This window comes from Proteus sp. GOKU, from assembly GCF_015475555.1.
In the GTDB taxonomy this organism is placed as follows: Bacteria; Pseudomonadota; Gammaproteobacteria; order Enterobacterales; family Enterobacteriaceae; genus Proteus; species Proteus mirabilis_B.
Genome location: NZ_CP034105.1, coordinates 4,012,079 through 4,031,350 on the forward strand (window position 1 = coordinate 4,012,079; position 19,272 = coordinate 4,031,350).

The following is a 19,272-nucleotide window of genomic DNA, read 5'->3' on the forward strand; positions in this document are numbered from 1 at the left end:
GAGTAAAACCTCCGATAATTACCGCGATACTATTGAACTTATACAGTTTCATCCTCATCTTACTATCTATAACGAATAAACTCAGTGGTGTGTTTTACGTCACTGCAAACCAAAATACAGGATGTTTTTTATGTCAAATCCATTACTTAGCACAACGGGATTACCTGCATTTTCCCTTATCAAACCAGAACATGTTGTTCCTGCACTAAAAGAAGTTTTAACCGCATATCGTGAAACAGTTGAAAAATTACTGGCTGATAATACTCAATTTAACTGGGATAACCTTTGCCAACCATTGGCAGAAGCAGGCGATAAACTTTCTCGTGTTTGGTCCCCTGTTAGCCATTTAAATTCTGTTAAAAACTGTGCTGAACTACGTGAAGCGTATGAGCAGAGTTTACCGTTGCTATCTGAATTCAGTACATGGATGGGACAGCACGAAGGCTTATATCAAGCTTATAAATCAATTAAAGAAAGTGCTGATTTTAATGCGTTAACTCAACCACAGAAAAAAGCGGTTGAAAACGCATTACGTGACTTTGAATTATCAGGTATCGGTTTACCAAAAGAGAAACAACAGCGTTTTGGTGAAATCAGCGCACGTATGTCTGAGTTAGGTGCTAAATACGGTAATAATGTATTAGATGCCACAATGGGTTGGTCTAAATTAGTTACTGATGTAGAAGATTTATCAGGTATGCCTCAAAGTGCTATTGATGCGGCAAAAGCTATCGCACAATCTAAAGAGCAAGACGGCTATCTGTTAACGCTTGATATGCCTAGCTACCTTCCTGTGATGACCTATGCAGATAATCGTGAACTTAGAAAAGAGATGAGCATCGCTTATAGCACGCGTGCCTCGGATCAAGGTCCAAACGCAGGTCAGTGGGATAATAGCGAAATTATTGCCGAGATCCTCGCACTACGCCACGAACTTGCTCAACTGCTTGGTTTTAAAAATTACGCTGAAAAATCACTTGCTACAAAAATGGCTGAATCTCCAGAGCAAGTCCTTAGCTTTTTAACTGACTTAGCTCAACGTGCTCATCCGCAAGGTGAAGAAGAGTTAGCTGAACTCACTCAATTTGCAAAAGAACACTATGGCGTTGATAAATTAGAGTCATGGGATCTGGCTTACTACAGCGAAAAACAGAAACAACACCTATTCTCAATCGATGATGAGCAACTACGTCCTTACTTCCCTGAACAACGTGCTCTAAGTGGCTTATTTGAAGTTGTTCATCGTATCTATGGTTTAACAGCCAAAGAGCGTAACGATATCGACACTTGGCATGATGATGTCCGTTTCTTTGAGCTTTATGATGAAAGCAATACCTTACGTGGTAGCTTCTATCTTGATTTATATGCGCGTGAACACAAACGTGGCGGTGCTTGGATGGATGATTGCATGGGAAGAATGCGTCATGCAGATGGCAAGCTACAAAACCCTGTTGCTTATCTCACTTGTAACTTCAATAAGCCAGTAGGTGATAAACCTGCACTGTTTACTCATAATGAAGTCACCACACTGTTCCATGAATTTGGTCATGGCTTACACCACATGTTAACGCAAATCGATACCGCTGATGTTGCAGGTATTAATGGCGTGCCTTGGGATGCCGTTGAATTACCAAGCCAATTTATGGAAAACTGGTGCTGGGAGCCAGAAGCGTTAGCCTTTATTTCTGGTCATTATGAAACTGGCGAACCATTACCACAGGCAATGCTTGATAATATGCTTAAAGCAAAAAATTATCAGTCAGCAATGTTTGTATTACGCCAATTAGAATTTGGTCTGTTTGATTTCCGTTTACATGCTGAATATGATCCCGCTAAGGGAGCTCGTGTAATGGAAACCTTAACTAGTGTGAAAGAGCAAGTTTCTGTTGTTCCTTCAACACCGTGGGCGCGTTTTCCTCATGCCTTTAGCCATATCTTTGCCGGTGGCTATGCCGCAGGTTATTACAGCTATTTATGGGCGGATGTCCTGGCAGCTGATGCCTTCTCTCGCTTCTCTGAAGAAGGCATTTTTAACCGCGAAACGGGTCAATCATTCCTTGATAATATTTTAACTCGTGGTGGTTCAGAAGAGCCAATGGAGCTGTTCAAACGCTTCCGTGGTCGTGAGCCAAAACTTGATGCTATGCTTAAAGGCTACGGCATTAAAGGATGATATGTGAATATCTGTTTACTTTGTGAAGAAGGCGCTGATAACAGCGCCTTATCTGATTTAGCGCAACGTTGGGGATTAGTTCACGACGAAACGCAGATCATGGCTTTAGTGTTAACGCCTACTCACCTTGAATTACGCAAACAAGACGAACCTAAATTAGGTGGCATCTATGTGGATTTTGTAGAGGGTACAATGGCACATCGTCGTAAATTTGGCGGTGGTCGAGGTGAGGCGGTGGCAAAAGCTGTTGGGATCAAAAAAGACTATCTACCCGATGTTGTTGATGCGACAGCAGGACTTGGTCGAGATGCATTTGTATTAGCGTCTATTGGTTGCAAAGTTAGAATGGTAGAGCGCCATCCCGTCGTTGCTGCATTACTTGAAGATGGCCTAAAGCGAGCCTATCTTGATGCGGATATTGGCGAATGGATGCAAGAGAGAATGACGTTAATTCATGCCTCTTCAGCCCAAGCACTGGCTGAGATCACGCCTCCCCCTGATGTCGTCTATCTTGATCCGATGTATCCACATAAGGCGAAAAGCGCATTAGTCAAAAAAGAGATGCGAGTGTTTCAGTCTTTAGTGGGTGCTGATGAAGATGCAGATGCATTACTCGAACCTGCAATGACTTTGGCGAAAAAGCGTGTCGTCGTAAAACGACCCGATTATGCAGAGCCATTAAATAATCAGCCTGCACATGCCAATGTAACAACCAAAAATCACCGTTTTGATATTTATCCTTGTGTGTAACCACTTACACATTAGGAAAAAATAAATAGGTTTGAAATCTGACGGGTGTTTAACACCCGTTCAGAATAGGTGAAATTTACAGTACGCCTTGCGCCAGCATTGCATCAGCGACTTTAACAAAGCCTGCAATGTTTGCGCCTTGAATATAATTAGTCTGCTTACCTTCACCACCGTAATTAACACAAGCATGGTGAATATCTAACATGATGTGATGTAAGCGAGCATCCACTTTCTCTGCCTTCCAGCTTAAACGTGCCGCATTCTGCGCCATCTCTAAACCAGAGGTTGCAACACCACCCGCATTAGCCGCTTTACCTGGTGCAAAAAGGACACCAGCTTCGATAAAGGCATCTGTTGCTGCAATCGTTGTTGGCATATTCGCACCTTCAGCAACAGCTTTAACACCATTTTTGATAAGAACCTTAGCTGCTTCTAAATCTAATTCATTTTGTGTTGCACAAGGCAAAGCAATATCAACAGGAACAGCCCAAGGTTGTTGCCCTTCAAGATACGTTAAACCAAATTCTTTTGCGTACTCTTCAACACGACCGTAATTATTTTTAATTTCAGTGAGACGAGCTAATTTTTCAGTCGTAAATCCGGCTTCATCAACTACAGTGCCACCTGAATCTGATGCGGTTATGACTTTTGCACCTAACTCTAAACATTTTTCGATAGTGAACTGCGCAACATTACCTGCACCGGAAACCGCCACACGCATTCCCTCAAGAGACATACCATGACGTTTAAGCATCGCATTAGTAAAGTAAACTAAGCCGTATCCAGTAGCCTCTGGGCGGATTAAACTACCACCGAATGAAAGGCCTTTACCTGTAAAGACGCATTCATTGCTATTAGACAGCTTTTTCATCATTCCTGCCATAAAGCCAACTTCTCGTGCACCCACACCAATATCACCGGCAGGAACATCCGTATTAGCGCCTAAATGGCGATAAAGTTCAGTCATTAATGCCTGACAAAAACGCATCACTTCCCCATGGCTTTTGCCTTTAGGGTTAAAATCAGAGCCCCCTTTGGCTCCTCCCATCGGCAATGTAGTTAATGCATTTTTAAATGTTTGCTCAAAACCTAAGAATTTTAGGATAGAAAGGTTCACTGATGGGTGAAAACGCATACCACCTTTGTAAGGACCAATGGCTGAGTTAAATTGGATACGCCATGCACGGTTAACTTGCACTTGCCCTTTATCATCTAACCAACAGACGCGAAACTGAATAATACGTTCAGGCTCAACTAAGCGCTCAAGTAATGATTGTTCACGATATTGTGGATTTTTCTCTAAAAAAGGCCACAAAGTGGTAAAAACTTCACGAACCGCCTGATGATACTCAGGCTGATGAGCGTTATATTTTTCTACCCCTTCTAAAAACGAAGATAATGAGCCAGATATATTCATTCAGCTATTCCTTTTTTGTGTAATGTGATGTTGGCATAACCTCATTTATTCGGAATATTTTTGGGTTTTGTGAGGTTGATGTTGTTTTGCTTCTTGAATATATCATTAAAATGCATTCACACTTCAAGACATTTTTTTCATAATTAGACAAAAAAAAAAGATTGACTCTATTTAACAGCAGGAAAAATGGGAATTTTAGGCAAAAAAATACCTGCATAAGCAGGCATTTTTTTTGCTTAAACAAGCAAGCGATTATTATTCGTCATCTTTCAGAGGAACAATTAGCATATCAACATGCACAGTATTAATTAGTTGGCGTGCTGATGACATCAATTTGCTCCAGAAGTCTTGGTGATGGCCACAAACGACTAAATCCATATCGTATTTCTTAATCGCATCAACCAGAACTTGACCTAAATCACCGCTACCACTCAGGGTTTCCTGAATTTCATAACCTGATTTATCAGAGAGATCTTTTAACGCGTTACGGGTTTCATCAGTAATACGTTGTTGCATATCACCGAGGTTGACATCAATTAGACCGGTATAAAGATCAGAGTAGTTAACATCAACGTGAATTAAGGAAACTTTGGCATTATAGGGTTTTGCCATAGATACAGCTTTCTGTACTAAGACGTTACTCTCAGGGGATAAATCAACTGCCACTAGAATATGCTTATAAGCCATCGTGAACTCCTTCCATAAGCTGATTAATCGGTTGGAAAGGCGGTTAAGCCTAAATCCTATGTATTAAATATAACGTTTTAAGATGAAAGTTAGATGTCGTCTTGATCACAACTTATGTCAAATTCATCAAGAAAGCATCTATCGATAAATAACAATATACACCATTTTAGATTAGCACGATGTCATTCACCGACAATATCATCATAATAATGAGAATTGAGTATAAAAAACAACAAAAACACCCTTTTAGAGTTATTTTTTATCTTTTTTTCTGAAAAAGGAAACAACTTGAAAAAGTCACTTTTGTTTATTGCTTAATTTCGCCTAAACTTAAATTAGAGAAAAAAGTAACCTTTGTTGGTAAAGGTTTTCTCATCTCAGAATCTATTATTCTAGGGAGGGGATTATGTTTAATGTCATTGTTGTCTTTTGGGCACTCTGTATTCTTTGCCTAATTAATATGGTGCGTTATTTCTCATCTATTCGGGTATTACTCACCATATTGCGCCAATCTGATCCTTTGCTTTACCAATCGGTAGATGGCAATGGATTTTTTACTATGCATGGGCAATTTTCAAAACAGTTACGACTTATCCGCTATATTAACCAACGCCAATACATCAACCATCATAATCCTGAAGTTATTATGCGTTGCGAACGAATTTATCGGCAATTTTATCTTGTTAGCCGTTTTTGTATTTTGGCTGTCGCAAGTTTAATTGCGATGCTTTTCTGGTAGCGACAAAAACAAAAAAACGGTGACTAAAAGTCACCGTTTATAAACAAACTTGGGTAAGTTACTGTTATCAGCTATTCACAATAAATGTCAGTGATATCCAATAAAGTAAACCTGATAAACCAATGCTAACTGGTAATGTTAAGATCCAAGCCAGTGCAATATTTTTCACTGTCTTCGTTTGAACACCACCACCATCAACAATCATGGTACCTGCAACTGCAGATGATAAAACTTGTGTTGTTGATACAGGCATACCCGTATAACTTGCTACACCAATGGAAACTGCTGCTGTTACCTGAGCAGAAACCCCTTGAGCGTAAGTCATACCTTTTTTACCAATCTTCTCACCAATTGTTACTGCAACGCGTTTCCAACCTACCATTGTCCCGATAGAGAGCGCTAATGCCACTGCGATAATGATCCAAATCGGAGCATATTCCACTGTGTTTAGCAGGTCACGACTCAATGTTTTTAAGAACCGTGCATCTTGGGCGCTAGTTTCTGGTAATTTAGCCACTTCTGTTGCGGTATCAGCGATACACATAAGTAATCGACGCATTTGAGCACGCTGGTCTGCTGTTAGCTCATCATAAGAGCTAATATTTGCAAGCATCTGTTCTGTTTGATTCAGAACAACTGGCGTTCTTGCGCTATTACAATGGAAATCTGTATCACTAGCATCAGCTTGTGCTGGTACTACTGGTGTATTCTCAATAGCATGTTGTAGTGCTGGCTGGTGTTTCTCATAATATTGTTGTAAGTGTACAACTGCATCATGAGTTTTGGTGATATCGTATCCGCTCGCACTCATATTGACGACAAAGCCCGCAGGCGCCACGCCAATTAATACCAACATGATAAGACCGATACCTTTCTGCCCATCATTTGCACCATGAGAGAAACTTACCCCAACTGCAGATAAAATCAGTGCAGTACGAGTCCAAAATGGTGGCTTACGCTTACCATCTTGCTTCTCACGTTCAGCTGGTGTCAGGTGAATACGACGACGTTTTTTCGTACCACTCCAGTAACGGCGCAGTAAGAAAATCATCGCGCCTGCAATAACCAAGCCGATAATTGGTGAAAGAATGAGAGATAGGAAGATACTGATCATTTTTGGTATGTTTAATGCGTCAACGATAGACGAATCTGTCACGATAGCATTTGTTAAACCAATACCAATGATAGCACCTATCAGCGTATGTGAACTTGATGCTGGAATACCGAAATACCATGTACCTAAGTTCCAGATAATGGCGGCTAACAGCAACGAGAAGACCATGGCAAGGCCATGAGCCGAGCTCACATTCAGCAGAAGATCTGTCGGTAACAAGTGAACGATAGCATAAGCTACGCTCAATCCACCGAGCAAAACTCCAAGGAAGTTAAATACACCCGCCATCACGACCGCAAATTGCGCACGCATAGCACGAGTATAGATAACAGTTGCTACCGCATTTGCGGTATCATGGAAGCCGTTAATAGCTTCATAAAATAGCACAAATAACAGTGCTAAAACCAACATTAAACCTGTATGAAATTCTAGGTCAGTAAACAAATGTAGCATAGACGTTAAGCCAGTTAGTTGGACATGAACGCGGCGCATTATCAGCGACAAATGCGAACGGTGGAAGCGAAATTTAACCTTTTTTTGATTTGATAACCAAGAAAATCAGAGCCTTTTTAAGATAATTCCTTATATATCATTTAATTAATAAAAATAAAAAAAAAGTAAATTTCTGACAATTTTTTTCCTTGCTAATAAGAATTTAGGTGAAAAATGCAGATTTCTCCATATAATTTTACAAAAACACTCTGATCTTACGCGAAAATCATTGATTAAGTAGTCAGAGAAAACCAAGAACGAGACATCATTGTGGGATCATACGATACAGTAATTATAGGTGCAGGTGCCGCGGGGCTTTTTTGTGCGTCTTTAGCAGGACAAGCAGGATTATCTGTTTTAGTCCTTGATAATGGTAAAAAAGCAGGCCGTAAAATTCTAATGTCAGGTGGTGGGCGTTGTAATTTCACCAATATGTATATCGAACCTTCGGCATACTTATCAGAGAATCCACATTTCTGTAAGTCAGCACTTGCTCGCTATACACAATGGGATTTTATTGAGTTAGTGCAAAAACATAACATTGCCTACCATGAAAAAACGCTAGGGCAGCTATTTTGTGATGATTCAGCACAACAAATTGTTGATTTATTACTCACTGAATGCCAAAAAGGGAAAGTAAGTGTTCGCTTACGTAGCGAAGTCACGCAAATAGAGAAAACAGATGTAGGCTTTGCTGTTTTTGTTGATGGAAAAACTATTACGACGCCTTCGGTGGTTATTGCCAGTGGCGGACTTTCTATGCCCGGTTTAGGTGCCACTCCTTTTGGCTATAAAGTTGCAGAGCAATTTGGGCTTCCAGTTTTACCAACACGTGCAGGATTGGTTCCTTTTACATTGCATAAACCTCAACTTGAGCAACTAAGCCAGCTATCTGGCGTGGCTATACCTGCTATTGTGACGGCAAAGAATGGGACGAGTTTTAAAGAGAACATTCTTTTTACTCACCGTGGCCTTTCAGGACCGGCTATTTTGCAAATCTCTAATTATTGGCAACCAGGTGAGTATGTAAGTATTAACTTACTTCCAAATACTGATCTTGAAAGCTTTCTACAAGAAAAACGTCAAGAGCATCCGAATCAATCATTAAAAAATACGCTTTCTCGCTTATTACCAAAGCGATTTATTGAAATAATAATAGAAAACAAACAGTTACCTGATATTTCTCTGACTCAACTTAGTAATGAACGTATTACGCAAATTGCAACGTTACTACAAGAATGGCAAGTTCAACCCAATGGTACTGAGGGATATCGTACCGCAGAAGTCACGCTAGGAGGCGTAGATACTCGAACCCTATCCTCTAAAACAATGGAAGCCACAAAAGTAAAAGGGCTCTATTTTATTGGAGAAGTGGTTGATGTGACGGGTTGGTTAGGTGGATATAACTTTCAGTGGGCGTGGAGTTCAGCTTATGCCTGTGCGCAGAGCCTTATCTCAACATCCAAATCGACTTTTGTTGAGTAATAATGAATAAATCTGTAAATGTTAAAGTTATAAATATTAGTTTTATAATTCTTTAAACTTATAAGTCATACATAATAAAAACCAGCCATCATCAATCAGTGATGGCTTTTTCTTCTTGTATTTCTTGGTAGAGATCCAAAATACCTTATACCCTTTCCTTTTTTCTGGTTTTATGCCGCATTTTCTCTTCTTTTTCCTATAAATGACCCTATAAAGAATATTGTTAACTATTTGGTTATATTAATGTTTTAAAAAATTATTAAAATAAAATAACTCGTTAATCAGTGAGTTATGACTTTTTTGACTCTTTTTTCTAATTTGCTTAAAAAAAGGACTTTACAAATGATACTGAGAACTATTATCATCAATAACACTTTCAGATGCACCACCTTCAGGGTCATATGAAAGAACGACATTGCTCACATTGCTTCCAGTGTTTTACTTTAGCCAGCCGGGTGCTGGCTTTTTCTTTTCTAGAACTTATTCGATGTTTTTGTTTCCTCTTATTCAAATTATTTGAATTCTCAGGTTAAATTCCTCCGCTTTTTTACTTTGCGCTATTGAGTAAACTGTGTTCAACAACTTCAGAGAAGGAAACACATTATGATTTATCTACGCAAAGCAAGTGAAAGAGGACACGCTAATCATGGTTGGCTAGATAGCTGGCATACCTTCTCTTTCGCAAATTATTACGATCGTGATTTTATGGGATTTTCTGCACTACGAGTTATTAATGAAGATCGCGTCATACCCGGTGAAGGATTTGGTACTCACCCACATAAAGATATGGAAATTTTAACCTATGTGCTTGAAGGTAATATCGAGCATAAAGACAGCATGGGTAATAAAGAAAATGTCCCGGCTGGTGAGTTTCAAATAATGAGTGCAGGTACAGGTATTACTCACTCAGAATATAATCCGAATAGTGATAAAGGACTGCATTTTTACCAGATTTGGATTATGCCAAATACCGTCGGTATCACACCACGTTACGATCAACGCCGTTTTGATACGACAGTAAGCAAACAGCTCATTTTATCGCCAGATGCCCGTGATGGCTCTTTAAAAGTCTTCCAAGATATGACCTTATGGCGCTGGAATCTGAAAAAAGGTGAAGAAGCACAATATCAAGCCGAAGCGGGTCGCCATGTTTGGCTACAAGTTGTGAAAGGTAAAATAACGATTAATGACATTATTGCGACCACCAGTGATGGTGTAGCAATTGCTAATGAAGATATGATCCGTTTCGTTGGTGATGAAGATAGTGAAATCTTACTGTTTGACTTACCTCCTGTAACAGCATAGTTGGGCTATCACCCTCTAAAGCCACTTTTTCTCTAATAAACTATTTCACTTTATTTTTCTATTCCCTGAAATCTTCTCGCATTTCAGGGATTTTTTTTCTCAAAAATCTCAAAAATAAAAAAACACCAAAATCACATCCTATGAGTTTGGTGTTTTTATTCACGCTATGTTTTTATTCATACCATGTTTTTATACTAATAAAAATTAACGTTTTGGCCCAACTTTAGTCAACGCTTGACCTGCTGGGGTATCTGTATATTTATCGAAGTTTTTCACAAAGCGATCGGCAAGATCGTCTGCTTTAGTATCCCATTGTGTTTTATCAGCATAAGTATCACGAGGATCTAAGATTTCGCTGTTAACACCAGGCAATGCTGTTGGGATCTCTAAATCAAACACTGGTAATGTTTTCATCGGTGCTTTATCAATATCACCATTTAAGATGGCATCAATAATCGCACGTGTATCTTTAATTGAAATACGCTTACCTGTACCGTTCCAACCTGTATTAACCAAGTAGGCTTTTGCACCAGATGCTTGCATACGTTTTACCAATACTTCAGCGTACTGTGTTGGATGCAAAGATAAGAATGCTGCACCAAAACAAGCAGAGAATGTTGGCGTTGGTTCTGTCACACCACGTTCAGTTCCCGCAAGTTTAGCAGTGAAACCTGATAAAAAGTGGTATTGCGTCTGTTCTGGTGTTAAACGTGAAACAGGAGGTAACACACCAAAAGCATCCGCTGTTAAGAAAATGACTTTCTTAGCGTGACCTGCTTTGGAAACGGGTTTAACGATATTGTCGATATGATAAATAGGATAAGAAACACGGGTATTTTCTGTTTTTGAGCCATCATCGAAATCAACAGAGCCGTCAGATAACACAACCACGTTTTCTAATAGTGCATCGCGTTTAATTGCACCATAGATATCGGGTTCAGCTTCTTTGGATAAGTGGATTGTTTTTGCGTAACAGCCACCCTCAAAGTTAAACACACCGTCATCATCCCAACCATGTTCATCATCACCAATTAGCTTACGCTTAGGATCTGTTGAAAGAGTTGTTTTACCTGTACCAGATAGGCCAAAGAAAATAGCAACATCACCACTTTCGCCAACGTTTGCGGAGCAGTGCATAGAAGCCATACCTTTAAGAGGAAGGAAGTAGTTCATCATAGAGAACATACCTTTCTTCATCTCGCCGCCGTACCAAGTACCACCAATTAACTGAATGCGTTCAGTTAAATTGAAAGCAACGAAGTTCTCTGAATTCAGACCTTGTGCCTTCCAATTTGGATTTGTACATTTCGCTCCGTTCATCACAATAAAGTCTGGTGTGAAATTTTCCAGCTCTTCTTGTTCAGGACGAATAAACATATTTTTAACAAAATGCGCTTGCCAAGCAACTTCTGTGATAAAACGCACTTTTAAACGTGTATCCGCATTCGCACCACAAAACGCATCGACAACAAACAAACGTTTGCCTGATAGCTGATTAGTAACTAACGATTTTAAGTCAGCCCACACTTCTTGTGAAAGTGGCTTATTATCGTTCTTACCTTTACCCTGATCAGCCCACCATACGGTGTCACGAGTAACATCATCACGAACAATGTATTTATCTTTCGGAGAACGTCCAGTAAATATACCTGTATCAACGGCAATAGCGCCTAACGAGGTTAGAGTGCCTCGCTCGTAACCTGTTAATCCAGGCTTGGTTTCTTCATTAAATAACAGCTCGTAGCTTGGGTTATAAATGATTTCACTCGTGTCCTTAATACCGTACTGCTGGAGATCCTTAGGGGTAAGACCTTTAACGCTCATAGTTTCGCTCCTGATAAATAGACCTTTCTACGAATAATATTAAGGTGTTACGAGTAATTAACAGCGATTGTTATCAATATTTTGAAAATTTATAATTTTTTTATGTTAAGAACGAGAGCTAATGCACAAAACTAAAGAAATATTGTTGAATAAAAAAGGACGCAAAATAGCGTCCTTTGGATAAAATGGTCTTGCTAAATCGAATCAGTGCAATTCAGACCCATCCAACTTATTGATATTATTAATATCATTCTCTGTGAAGATGTAATGTGTTCCACAATATTCGCATTCCATATCAATATTTCCCTGTTCTTGCAACAGGTGATTCACATCTTCTTTCGACAATGTTACTAATGTATTTTCACAACGTTCTCGCGAACAAGTGCAATGGAATTCAACAACTTGAGGATCATAAAGAGTGACATCTTCTTCGTGATATAAGCGATGTAAGATCTCTTTAGTATCTAGCGTAAATAGCTCTTCAGCCTTGATTGTATGTGTTAACTGTGTGAGCAATTCAAAATGCTCAGCCGTATGTTCTGCGGTGAACTCTTCTGATGCTGGCAATACTTGTAATAACATACCCGCTGCGGCTGGTTTGCCTGCTTGCGTACCACTGCGAATGAATACGCGTGTAGGTAACTGTTCTGATTGCTTAAAGTAGTTATCAATACAGGCTTCGATAGTTTCGCCATCAAGAGCAACAATCCCTTGATAACGTTCACCTTTCTCAGGTGTTACCGTGATGACCATAAAACCATTCCCGATCATCTCTTTTAAGCTACTACCTGCTTTAACATCATCCCCAATACGCGCAACACCACGCATTTGTTGATTGTTATTTCCATTGATCACTGCCAGTCGCACAGGACCATCACCTTGTATTTGAACCGTAATATCGCCTTCAAATTTAAGCGTAGCTGTTAACAAACTGGTAGCCACCAGCAAATCCCCCAGAAGGTGTTGAACTGGCTCAGGATAATGGTGATTTTCAAGCATTGATTGATAGGTTTCAGTCACATTGACCAATTCGCCACGTACCGCGTTTTTTTCAAATAAAAAACGTGATAAAGAGTCTTTTTTAGACATGATTTTCTCTCATTTCAGGGAATCGGTTAATCCGATTCTTGTAAATTTGTCTGTTTTAAGCGAAGTAAGGTGCGTCTTTCCTTTTTATCGGGACGACGTTCAGGATGAGGCATTGTTAACGCATTCATTTTTCTTGCTAGAGCAATTTTTTCTCTTTTAGCAATACTCTCTGGTGTTTCACAATAAAGTGCTTGTGCTTGCGTAGCACCTTGTCGCTGTGAACTTACCATAAGAATGGTTACTGTCCGTTCATCATTACCTTGTCGTAGGCGTATTTCAGCACCCTCTTCAACGATTTTACTTGGCTTGCCTCTCACACCATTGTAGTGAACTTTGCCGCCTTCAATCATTGTGCGAGCGATTGCGCGCGTTTTATAGAAACGTGCAGCCCAAAGCCATTTATCTAAACGGACGCCACTTTCTTGCGATGGTTGACTCATCCCTTTCTCCTTAACTTCAACTTCTTTATGAAGGCGATAGTGTAAACACATAGCCTTCCACAACAAGGGACTTACTGAGGAGGGCGATAAAAACAGTGCTCATAGTAGAGACTGATTTTATTCATGCGTTGGTTATTTTGTCGCCGACGCCGGATGATAAGAAATAGGTTCAATATTAAGAACCCAATAGCGATAAACAATAATAACGTATTCCCGATGTAATATAACATCGTCATCGAATCAGGCAGGCTATGTAAAAATATCTGTAGCGTACCATTCGCATCGACAACCATGCCCGTTATTACTCCACCTGTATCAAAAGGTGTATGCAATAAAATATCGGATAAACGTTGTAGTTCTCGCCACTGTTCTAACGGAGTAGGTTCAAACACAGAGTTTGAACTTGAAGCGTAATCAACAAGCTGTTTTCTTTCATCACTGATTAACAGCACCCCCCCCGGTGGAGGACTGTTTAACAGTATTGCGGCTTTATCTATTTCTCGGTAGATAAAAGAAGATGTGGTGGTGTCGATAAGCTTTTCCAAGGCCTCAGCACTTACTGCACGCAATAAAACATTGGTTCCAGTTAATTTACCACTTTCAGCTCGTTGAACTAATGCAGCCCAATCATTGACATTACTTAAGTTTACTAGCGCCATTTTAAGGCGAATACACTCGTTTTCTCTTGGGCATAAATCCTGTGTTTTCAACACAATGCCATCAAAATTATCTAATAGGTTCATCCCTGATTTAGTAATAGCTTGCCCTAAACTTGGGTTAACTCGGTTATTAGAAACAGGATGTAATTGCTCTTCAACCATATGCAATAAAGCAGCGGCTTTTTCTATCGTGCTCGATTCAGGCATTGGCATTGGATTACTGTTATTCCAGTAAATTCCCGAACAATCAAAAGGTGCAAAAATCGTTTTATTATTCTTACTTGATAAATTAGGTGGCATATAACACATCCCAACCCCTTTCGCTTGAATAATATCTCCGACATGCAAATCAGTTGTTTCCAACTCGGTAAAATTGGTGACTAAGTGAGGTTCTGTATCTTTAAGCCATGAAAAACTGAGCTTCATTGAAAGAGAAAGAGGCTGATAGAGATACAACATGCCAATAATAAACAGGCTCCAGAAAACGAAGATAATATTTTTAATATAGCGTTTATATGGATAATTTTTTTCTTCATCATGCAATGAAAGGTAATTTCCTTGCTTTACAACATGATGACTTGGGTACATTTCTAAATAAGTCACCTTATCAATATCGCTTTGAATGTAAGGCTCCCAATGAGGCGGATAAATGAGATCAATCCCCCCTAAAGAAACATTTTTTACCTGCCCATGATCAAAGTTACCAAAAAGCCCCCAGCGCTTTAAACGTCCTTTAAAGCAGTGGATTTCTTGTTTACGAGGTTTGATCAAAGGGTTGTGGATCAGAAAAACACCAATAGCAAGAAAAGCACTACCGGTCGCTAGGATCCAAGGAAGAAAAACTTGAGGCATCATTAAGGCTGTTAGGCACAACGTAAACCCTATACAAATAAAAGAACCATCCCAAAAACCAGATGAGTTATGTAATCGATATTCTTCGTTTGTTTCTTCTCGGATTTGTAATAAGTGAGCCGCATCACCTTCATTCTTTTGAATTGTTGATGAACCATTTGCCAATATTGGCTCAGAAAGCTGCTTTAAACTTAAAGCAGAAAAATGAATTTTTTCATCTTTTAAGAAATGACCATTCACACCCACAACGATGGGGATCGAGGGGGTGCAGACAACATCAAGAACGTTTTCTTGCTGAAGATAAGGAACAAGCAGTGGGGGAATATGAATTTCAACAGCATCAATATAGTAACGCCAATGATTTAATCCTTCACTAGAACCCGCAAAGCGATTAACGATATTTCTTAATGTAGTAACGACTTCGCCTTTAACTGGCATCTCGGGGAAGTTTTGTAATGAATAGCCAGAAGAGAAATCAGAGGTACCAAAATAAGATAAATAATCACTAATAAGCCCATAGTCATCAGAAGTGAGCTTGCGATAAGTAGGTTTAGCGAGGGATGGGAGATGATGTGAGCCATCAAGCCGCCTTCTTTTAAAGAATAGAAAGGCGGCCATTATAAATAGGCTTATCATCAAGATAGCCAATATAATGACTGATAATCTCATTTTTTCCCCATGCTTATACTGATGCTGCGTAGTAACAATAACAAATTTAAAACCCTGCCTAACATAAGGCAATTCCTATTCTTTTGTTCTATTTTTTATTTAAATACAATAGATTATATTTTTGCTGTCGCGTTATAATTTATATCTCTTATCAAGTTTATATCCGCTAACAACGCTATCTTCAGGTAAAATAGCGAATCAATAAATAATAATATTCTCAAAAAATCAATAAATAACTAGGTTGGATAGCGGAGTGTACTCAATTTTCCTTTAAAAGCTAAATCTAATTGTTAGATTTATTTTGTCATTAATGTGTTAAATTCAGGTTAATCTCTATTCTGCCAGGGACTGTTATGAAAGAACTTAAAAAACCCAATATATTAAGCGTTGATAACATCGCCCGTTCTCGATTATTTCAGATCCAATCCGTTAATCTGGAGTTTAGTAACGGAGAAAAACGTACTTATGAGCGAATGAAACCAGCTAATCGTGAAGCCGTTATGATTGTTCCTATCATTGATGACAATCTTATTCTTATTCGTGAATACGCCGTTGGTATCGAAAATTACGATTTTGGTTTTCCCAAAGGCGCAATTGATCCCGGTGAAAATGCCCTGCAAGCCGCAAACCGCGAACTAAAAGAAGAAATTGGCTATGGTGCCCATTCATTAATAGAACTTGCAAAGCTTTCTATGGCGCCGTCTTACTTTTCTAGCAAAATGAACATTGTTATTGCGCATGACCTTTATCCAGAACAACTTGAAGGTGATGAACCTGAACCACTGTTCCAAATACGTTGGCCTATCGCAAAAATGATGGATTTACTCGACCATCCAGACTTCACAGAAGCTCGTAGCGTCAGTGCTCTCTTCTTAGCCCATCGCTATCTATTACAAAATAAGTAGATAATAAAAAACCGGACTTTGACATCCGGTTTTTATTTTCGATTAATTAGAATAACTCGTTAGACTCGCCATTATCCTCAAAAATCTGTGTTCCTACTTCATTTTTTGCTCTTTCTGTCGGTTGGGTTCCATCAATAAAATATTCTTTCATTGAAGAGCCATCACCTGCCAGCTTTCCTGTTCTTCTATCAATTTGAACAGCGACGACACCTTTTGGTGCAGGCATCATATTAACTGGCACACCATCCAGAGCCACTTTCATAAAGTCGTTCCAAATAGGTTGTGCTGTTTTAGCACCCGCTTCACCGCCACTAGCAGCAGTTCGACCTAAATTGCGGCTACTGTCATCAAAGCCAATCCAAGCTGTGGCAACAATATTGGCACCATATCCAGAGAACCACGCATCTTTAGAGCTGTTTGTTGTTCCTGTCTTACCACCAATATCTTGGCGTTTAAGATCACGAACGGCACGCCAACCTGTACCAGACCATCCAGGTTCACCCACAAGGTTTGTTCTTAATGCATCATGCATTAAGTAAGCCAGTGGAGTGCTGATAACGTGTGGTGCATAAGGGCTTTCTTTTACAGTTTCAGCTAATGGTGCTTGCTCTAATTCAATTTCAGGCTCAGCTGTTTCAGGCTGAGATTTATTAGATTGAGCAACGTTTTCCATATAGTCATCAGATAATGCAATAGAACGCATTGTATCGCCGTAAATAACAGGGATATCTGTACAATCTGGGCAAGCTACTTTCGGTTTTGCAGTAAACAGCTCTTCACCATCAGCATTTTCAATACGTTGGATATAATAAGGCTCGATGAGATATCCGCCGTTTGCCATAACAGCAAACCCTCGTACCATTTGCATTGGTGTAAATGATGGTGAACCTAATGCTAAAGATTCTGTTCTATCAATATTTTGATTAGGGAAACCAAAGCGCAATAGATAATCAGCGGCATAATCCACACCCATTGCGCGCATTGCTCGTACCATTACTACGTTTTTAGACTGACCTAAACCTTGGCGTAAACGAATAGGACCGGCATAAGTTGGCGGTGAGTTTTTAGGACGCCAATCTGTACCTGCACCAGCATCCCAACGGCTAATAGGTAAATCATTAAGTAGTGTCGATAACGTCAACCCTTTATCTAACGCCGCAGCATATAAGAAAGGTTTAATGTTTGAACCGACTTGGCGTAAAGATTGAGAAACACGGTTAAATTTACTGATCTCAAAATCAAAACCACCAACAAGCGCAATAATCCCTCCATTGATTGGATCTAATGCAACAAATGCTGCATTAACACCCGGAAGTTGCGCTAATACCCAACTGTTTTCGTTATTTTGACGTACCCAAATTTGCTCACCAACATGGACAACGGCATCAACTTTTGTCGGTGTTGCACCTTGAGAAGTGTCAGAAATAAATTTACGAGCCCAACGAACCGCTTTTAAATCTAACGTAATGTTGTCACCCGTTTTTAAGATAACTTTGGCTTCTTTAGCATCCGCAGATAACACAACAGCCGGAATTAAAGGACCATAAGTTTGGATCCCTTTTAATTTCTTGTTGATAGCTTCGTTATCCCATGGCGTTTGCCCTTCACTCCATAAAACTTCTTGAGCACCTCGGTAACCATGACGCATATCGTAATCGATAACATTGTCACGCAACGCTTTTTCTGCTGCTAGTTGATCTTTACGAACAACCGTAGTGTAGATTTTATAGCCATCTGTATAAGCATTTTCACCATAGCGCTCATACATCTCCATTCTCACCATTTCTGTGAGATAAGGTGCGGAGAAATCAATTTGCGGTGCATGGTATTTAGCAACTATCGGCTCTGCTCTTGCACTTTCATACTGTGCACGAGTGATATAGTTCTCTTCATACATACGCTGTAAAACGACATTACGACGTTTTAAGGCACGATCATAAGAATAGAGCGGGTTAAGTGTTGATGGCGCTTTTGGTAAGCCAGCAATCACTGCCATTTCATTTAGACTAAGCTCATGAACACTCTTACCAAAGTAAACGTAAGCCGCAGCACCGACACCATAAGCTCGGTTACCTAGATAAATTTTATTTAGATACAACGCTAAAATTTCATCTTTAGTAAGCTCTTTCTCAATGCGGATCGCCAAAAAAGCTTCTTTGATTTTTCGCATTAATTTCTTTTCTGGTGTTAAAAAGAAATTTCGAGCTAATTGTTGCGTGATGGTACTCGCGCCTTGAGAGGCTTGTCCTGATGTTAATGCCACGACAACAGCACGTGAGATCCCAATAGGGTCAATACCGTGGTGTTCACGAAAACGCGTATCTTCTGTTGCGATAAAGGCATTAATAAGTTGAGGAGGCATTTCCTCCAATGTTAGCGGTAAACGACGTTTTTCGCCGTATTGCGCGATCAACTCTCCGTCTGCACTAAATACCTGCATAGGGGTTTGTAAACGAACATCTTTTAATGTCGCGACATCGGGTAACTGAGGCTCAACATACTTATACATACCGTATATCGAGGCTGCTCCCAAAATTATGCAAGCAAAAACGAAGATGAAAAAATATTTTAAGAACTTCACCTTAAATTTCCCATGTAGTGTGAATTGGGCGGTTTATAAACAAACAGTGCGTAGTATAAAGGTAACGCCTCTTTGAAAATAGGCAATTACT

General features: G+C 39.6%; 14 protein-coding genes. 6 read left to right on the forward strand and 8 right to left on the reverse strand.

What is annotated here, in order from left to right; genetic code table 11:
* Nucleotides 1–130 precede the first annotated feature (130 nt).
* Together prlC and rsmJ are read left to right on the forward strand one after the other, a co-directional pair.
* The gene (gene prlC / locus EHE21_RS18320; RefSeq protein ID WP_194951478.1) at nt 131–2,173 is read left to right on the forward strand and encodes an oligopeptidase A; all 2,043 of its coding nucleotides are present in this window, start codon (nt 131–133) and stop codon (nt 2,171–2,173) included.
* Between the two features lie 3 nt (nt 2,174–2,176).
* Nucleotides 2,177–2,923 carry a 16S rRNA (guanine(1516)-N(2))-methyltransferase RsmJ gene (gene rsmJ / locus EHE21_RS18325; RefSeq protein WP_194951479.1) on the forward strand — a complete coding sequence of 249 codons (747 nt, stop codon included), beginning with the start codon at nt 2,177–2,179 and terminating at the stop codon, nt 2,921–2,923.
* Nucleotides 2,924–2,999: 76 nt separating this feature from the next.
* Here the strand turns inward: rsmJ and gdhA are convergent, their stop codons facing one another.
* Both gdhA and uspA read right to left on the reverse strand, forming a co-directional pair.
* On the reverse strand, nt 3,000–4,340 hold the full coding sequence (gdhA, locus tag EHE21_RS18330) for an NADP-specific glutamate dehydrogenase (protein ID WP_075672585.1): 1,341 nt from the start codon (nt 4,338–4,340) through the stop codon (nt 3,000–3,002).
* A 255-nt stretch (nt 4,341–4,595) separates the two neighbouring features.
* Complete coding sequence (gene uspA / locus EHE21_RS18335) at nt 4,596–5,027, reverse strand: universal stress protein UspA (RefSeq protein WP_023583131.1); 432 nt, start codon at nt 5,025–5,027, stop codon at nt 4,596–4,598.
* Nucleotides 5,028–5,433: 406 nt separating this feature from the next.
* Here uspA and uspB point away from each other — a divergent pair, with 406 nt between their 5' ends.
* Nucleotides 5,434–5,766: a universal stress protein UspB gene (gene uspB, locus EHE21_RS18340; RefSeq protein ID WP_075672586.1), complete on the forward strand. Its 333-nt coding sequence runs from the start codon at nt 5,434–5,436 to the stop codon at nt 5,764–5,766.
* Between the two features lie 67 nt (nt 5,767–5,833).
* On the opposite strand, the gene pitA is transcribed toward uspB, so the two are convergent.
* A complete protein-coding gene (gene pitA / locus EHE21_RS18345) occupies nt 5,834–7,333 on the reverse strand; it encodes an inorganic phosphate transporter PitA (protein WP_088494216.1) in 1,500 nt (499 codons plus the stop codon).
* 309 nt (nt 7,334–7,642) lie between these two features.
* Between pitA and EHE21_RS18350 the strand changes: the two genes are divergently transcribed.
* Both EHE21_RS18350 and EHE21_RS18355 read left to right on the forward strand, forming a co-directional pair.
* Nucleotides 7,643–8,857, forward strand: a complete 1,215-nt coding sequence (locus EHE21_RS18350; protein ID WP_194951480.1) for an NAD(P)/FAD-dependent oxidoreductase — start codon at nt 7,643–7,645, stop codon at nt 8,855–8,857.
* Nucleotides 8,858–9,460: 603 nt separating this feature from the next.
* Nucleotides 9,461–10,162, forward strand: coding sequence for a pirin family protein (locus tag EHE21_RS18355; RefSeq protein WP_194951481.1), 702 nt, complete (start codon nt 9,461–9,463; stop codon nt 10,160–10,162).
* Nucleotides 10,163–10,366: 204 nt separating this feature from the next.
* Here EHE21_RS18355 and pckA read toward each other — a convergent pair whose 3' ends face one another.
* The 4 genes from pckA to umoB form a co-directional block, all read right to left on the reverse strand.
* Complete coding sequence (gene pckA, locus EHE21_RS18360) at nt 10,367–11,986, reverse strand: phosphoenolpyruvate carboxykinase (ATP) (protein ID WP_088494213.1); 1,620 nt, start codon at nt 11,984–11,986, stop codon at nt 10,367–10,369.
* A gap of 204 nt (nt 11,987–12,190) precedes the next feature.
* Complete coding sequence (gene hslO, locus EHE21_RS18365) at nt 12,191–13,075, reverse strand: Hsp33 family molecular chaperone HslO (RefSeq protein WP_194951482.1); 885 nt, start codon at nt 13,073–13,075, stop codon at nt 12,191–12,193.
* A 26-nt stretch (nt 13,076–13,101) separates the two neighbouring features.
* Nucleotides 13,102–13,515 carry a ribosome-associated heat shock protein Hsp15 gene (gene hslR, locus EHE21_RS18370; protein ID WP_194951483.1) on the reverse strand — a complete coding sequence of 138 codons (414 nt, stop codon included), beginning with the start codon at nt 13,513–13,515 and terminating at the stop codon, nt 13,102–13,104.
* A gap of 71 nt (nt 13,516–13,586) precedes the next feature.
* The gene (gene umoB / locus EHE21_RS18375; RefSeq protein ID WP_088494210.1) at nt 13,587–15,695 is read right to left on the reverse strand and encodes a flagellar biogenesis regulator UmoB; all 2,109 of its coding nucleotides are present in this window, start codon (nt 15,693–15,695) and stop codon (nt 13,587–13,589) included.
* A gap of 353 nt (nt 15,696–16,048) precedes the next feature.
* Here umoB and nudE point away from each other — a divergent pair, with 353 nt between their 5' ends.
* Complete coding sequence (gene nudE / locus EHE21_RS18380) at nt 16,049–16,600, forward strand: ADP compounds hydrolase NudE (protein WP_194951484.1); 552 nt, start codon at nt 16,049–16,051, stop codon at nt 16,598–16,600.
* Nucleotides 16,601–16,646: 46 nt separating this feature from the next.
* On the opposite strand, the gene mrcA is transcribed toward nudE, so the two are convergent.
* Nucleotides 16,647–19,181 carry a peptidoglycan glycosyltransferase/peptidoglycan DD-transpeptidase MrcA gene (gene mrcA / locus EHE21_RS18385; RefSeq protein ID WP_194951485.1) on the reverse strand — a complete coding sequence of 845 codons (2,535 nt, stop codon included), beginning with the start codon at nt 19,179–19,181 and terminating at the stop codon, nt 16,647–16,649.
* Between the last annotated feature and the right edge of the window lie 91 nt (nt 19,182–19,272).

What these genes read in the sequence shown, in the direction of transcription:
- prlC (WP_194951478.1), top strand. Translation starts at nt 131, where the DNA reads ATGTCAAATCCATTACTTAGCACAACGGGATTACCTGCATTTTCCCTT.
- gdhA (WP_075672585.1), bottom strand. Translation starts at nt 4,340, where the DNA reads ATGAATATATCTGGCTCATTATCTTCGTTTTTAGAAGGGGTAGAAAAA.
- uspA (WP_023583131.1), bottom strand. Translation starts at nt 5,027, where the DNA reads ATGGCTTATAAGCATATTCTAGTGGCAGTTGATTTATCCCCTGAGAGT.
- uspB (WP_075672586.1), top strand. Translation starts at nt 5,434, where the DNA reads ATGTTTAATGTCATTGTTGTCTTTTGGGCACTCTGTATTCTTTGCCTA.
- pitA (WP_088494216.1), bottom strand. Translation starts at nt 7,333, where the DNA reads ATGCTACATTTGTTTACTGACCTAGAATTTCATACAGGTTTAATGTTG.
- EHE21_RS18355 (WP_194951481.1), top strand. Translation starts at nt 9,461, where the DNA reads ATGATTTATCTACGCAAAGCAAGTGAAAGAGGACACGCTAATCATGGT.
- pckA (WP_088494213.1), bottom strand. Translation starts at nt 11,986, where the DNA reads ATGAGCGTTAAAGGTCTTACCCCTAAGGATCTCCAGCAGTACGGTATT.
- hslO (WP_194951482.1), bottom strand. Translation starts at nt 13,075, where the DNA reads ATGTCTAAAAAAGACTCTTTATCACGTTTTTTATTTGAAAAAAACGCG.
- hslR (WP_194951483.1), bottom strand. Translation starts at nt 13,515, where the DNA reads ATGAGTCAACCATCGCAAGAAAGTGGCGTCCGTTTAGATAAATGGCTT.
- umoB (WP_088494210.1), bottom strand. Translation starts at nt 15,695, where the DNA reads ATGAGATTATCAGTCATTATATTGGCTATCTTGATGATAAGCCTATTT.
- nudE (WP_194951484.1), top strand. Translation starts at nt 16,049, where the DNA reads ATGAAAGAACTTAAAAAACCCAATATATTAAGCGTTGATAACATCGCC.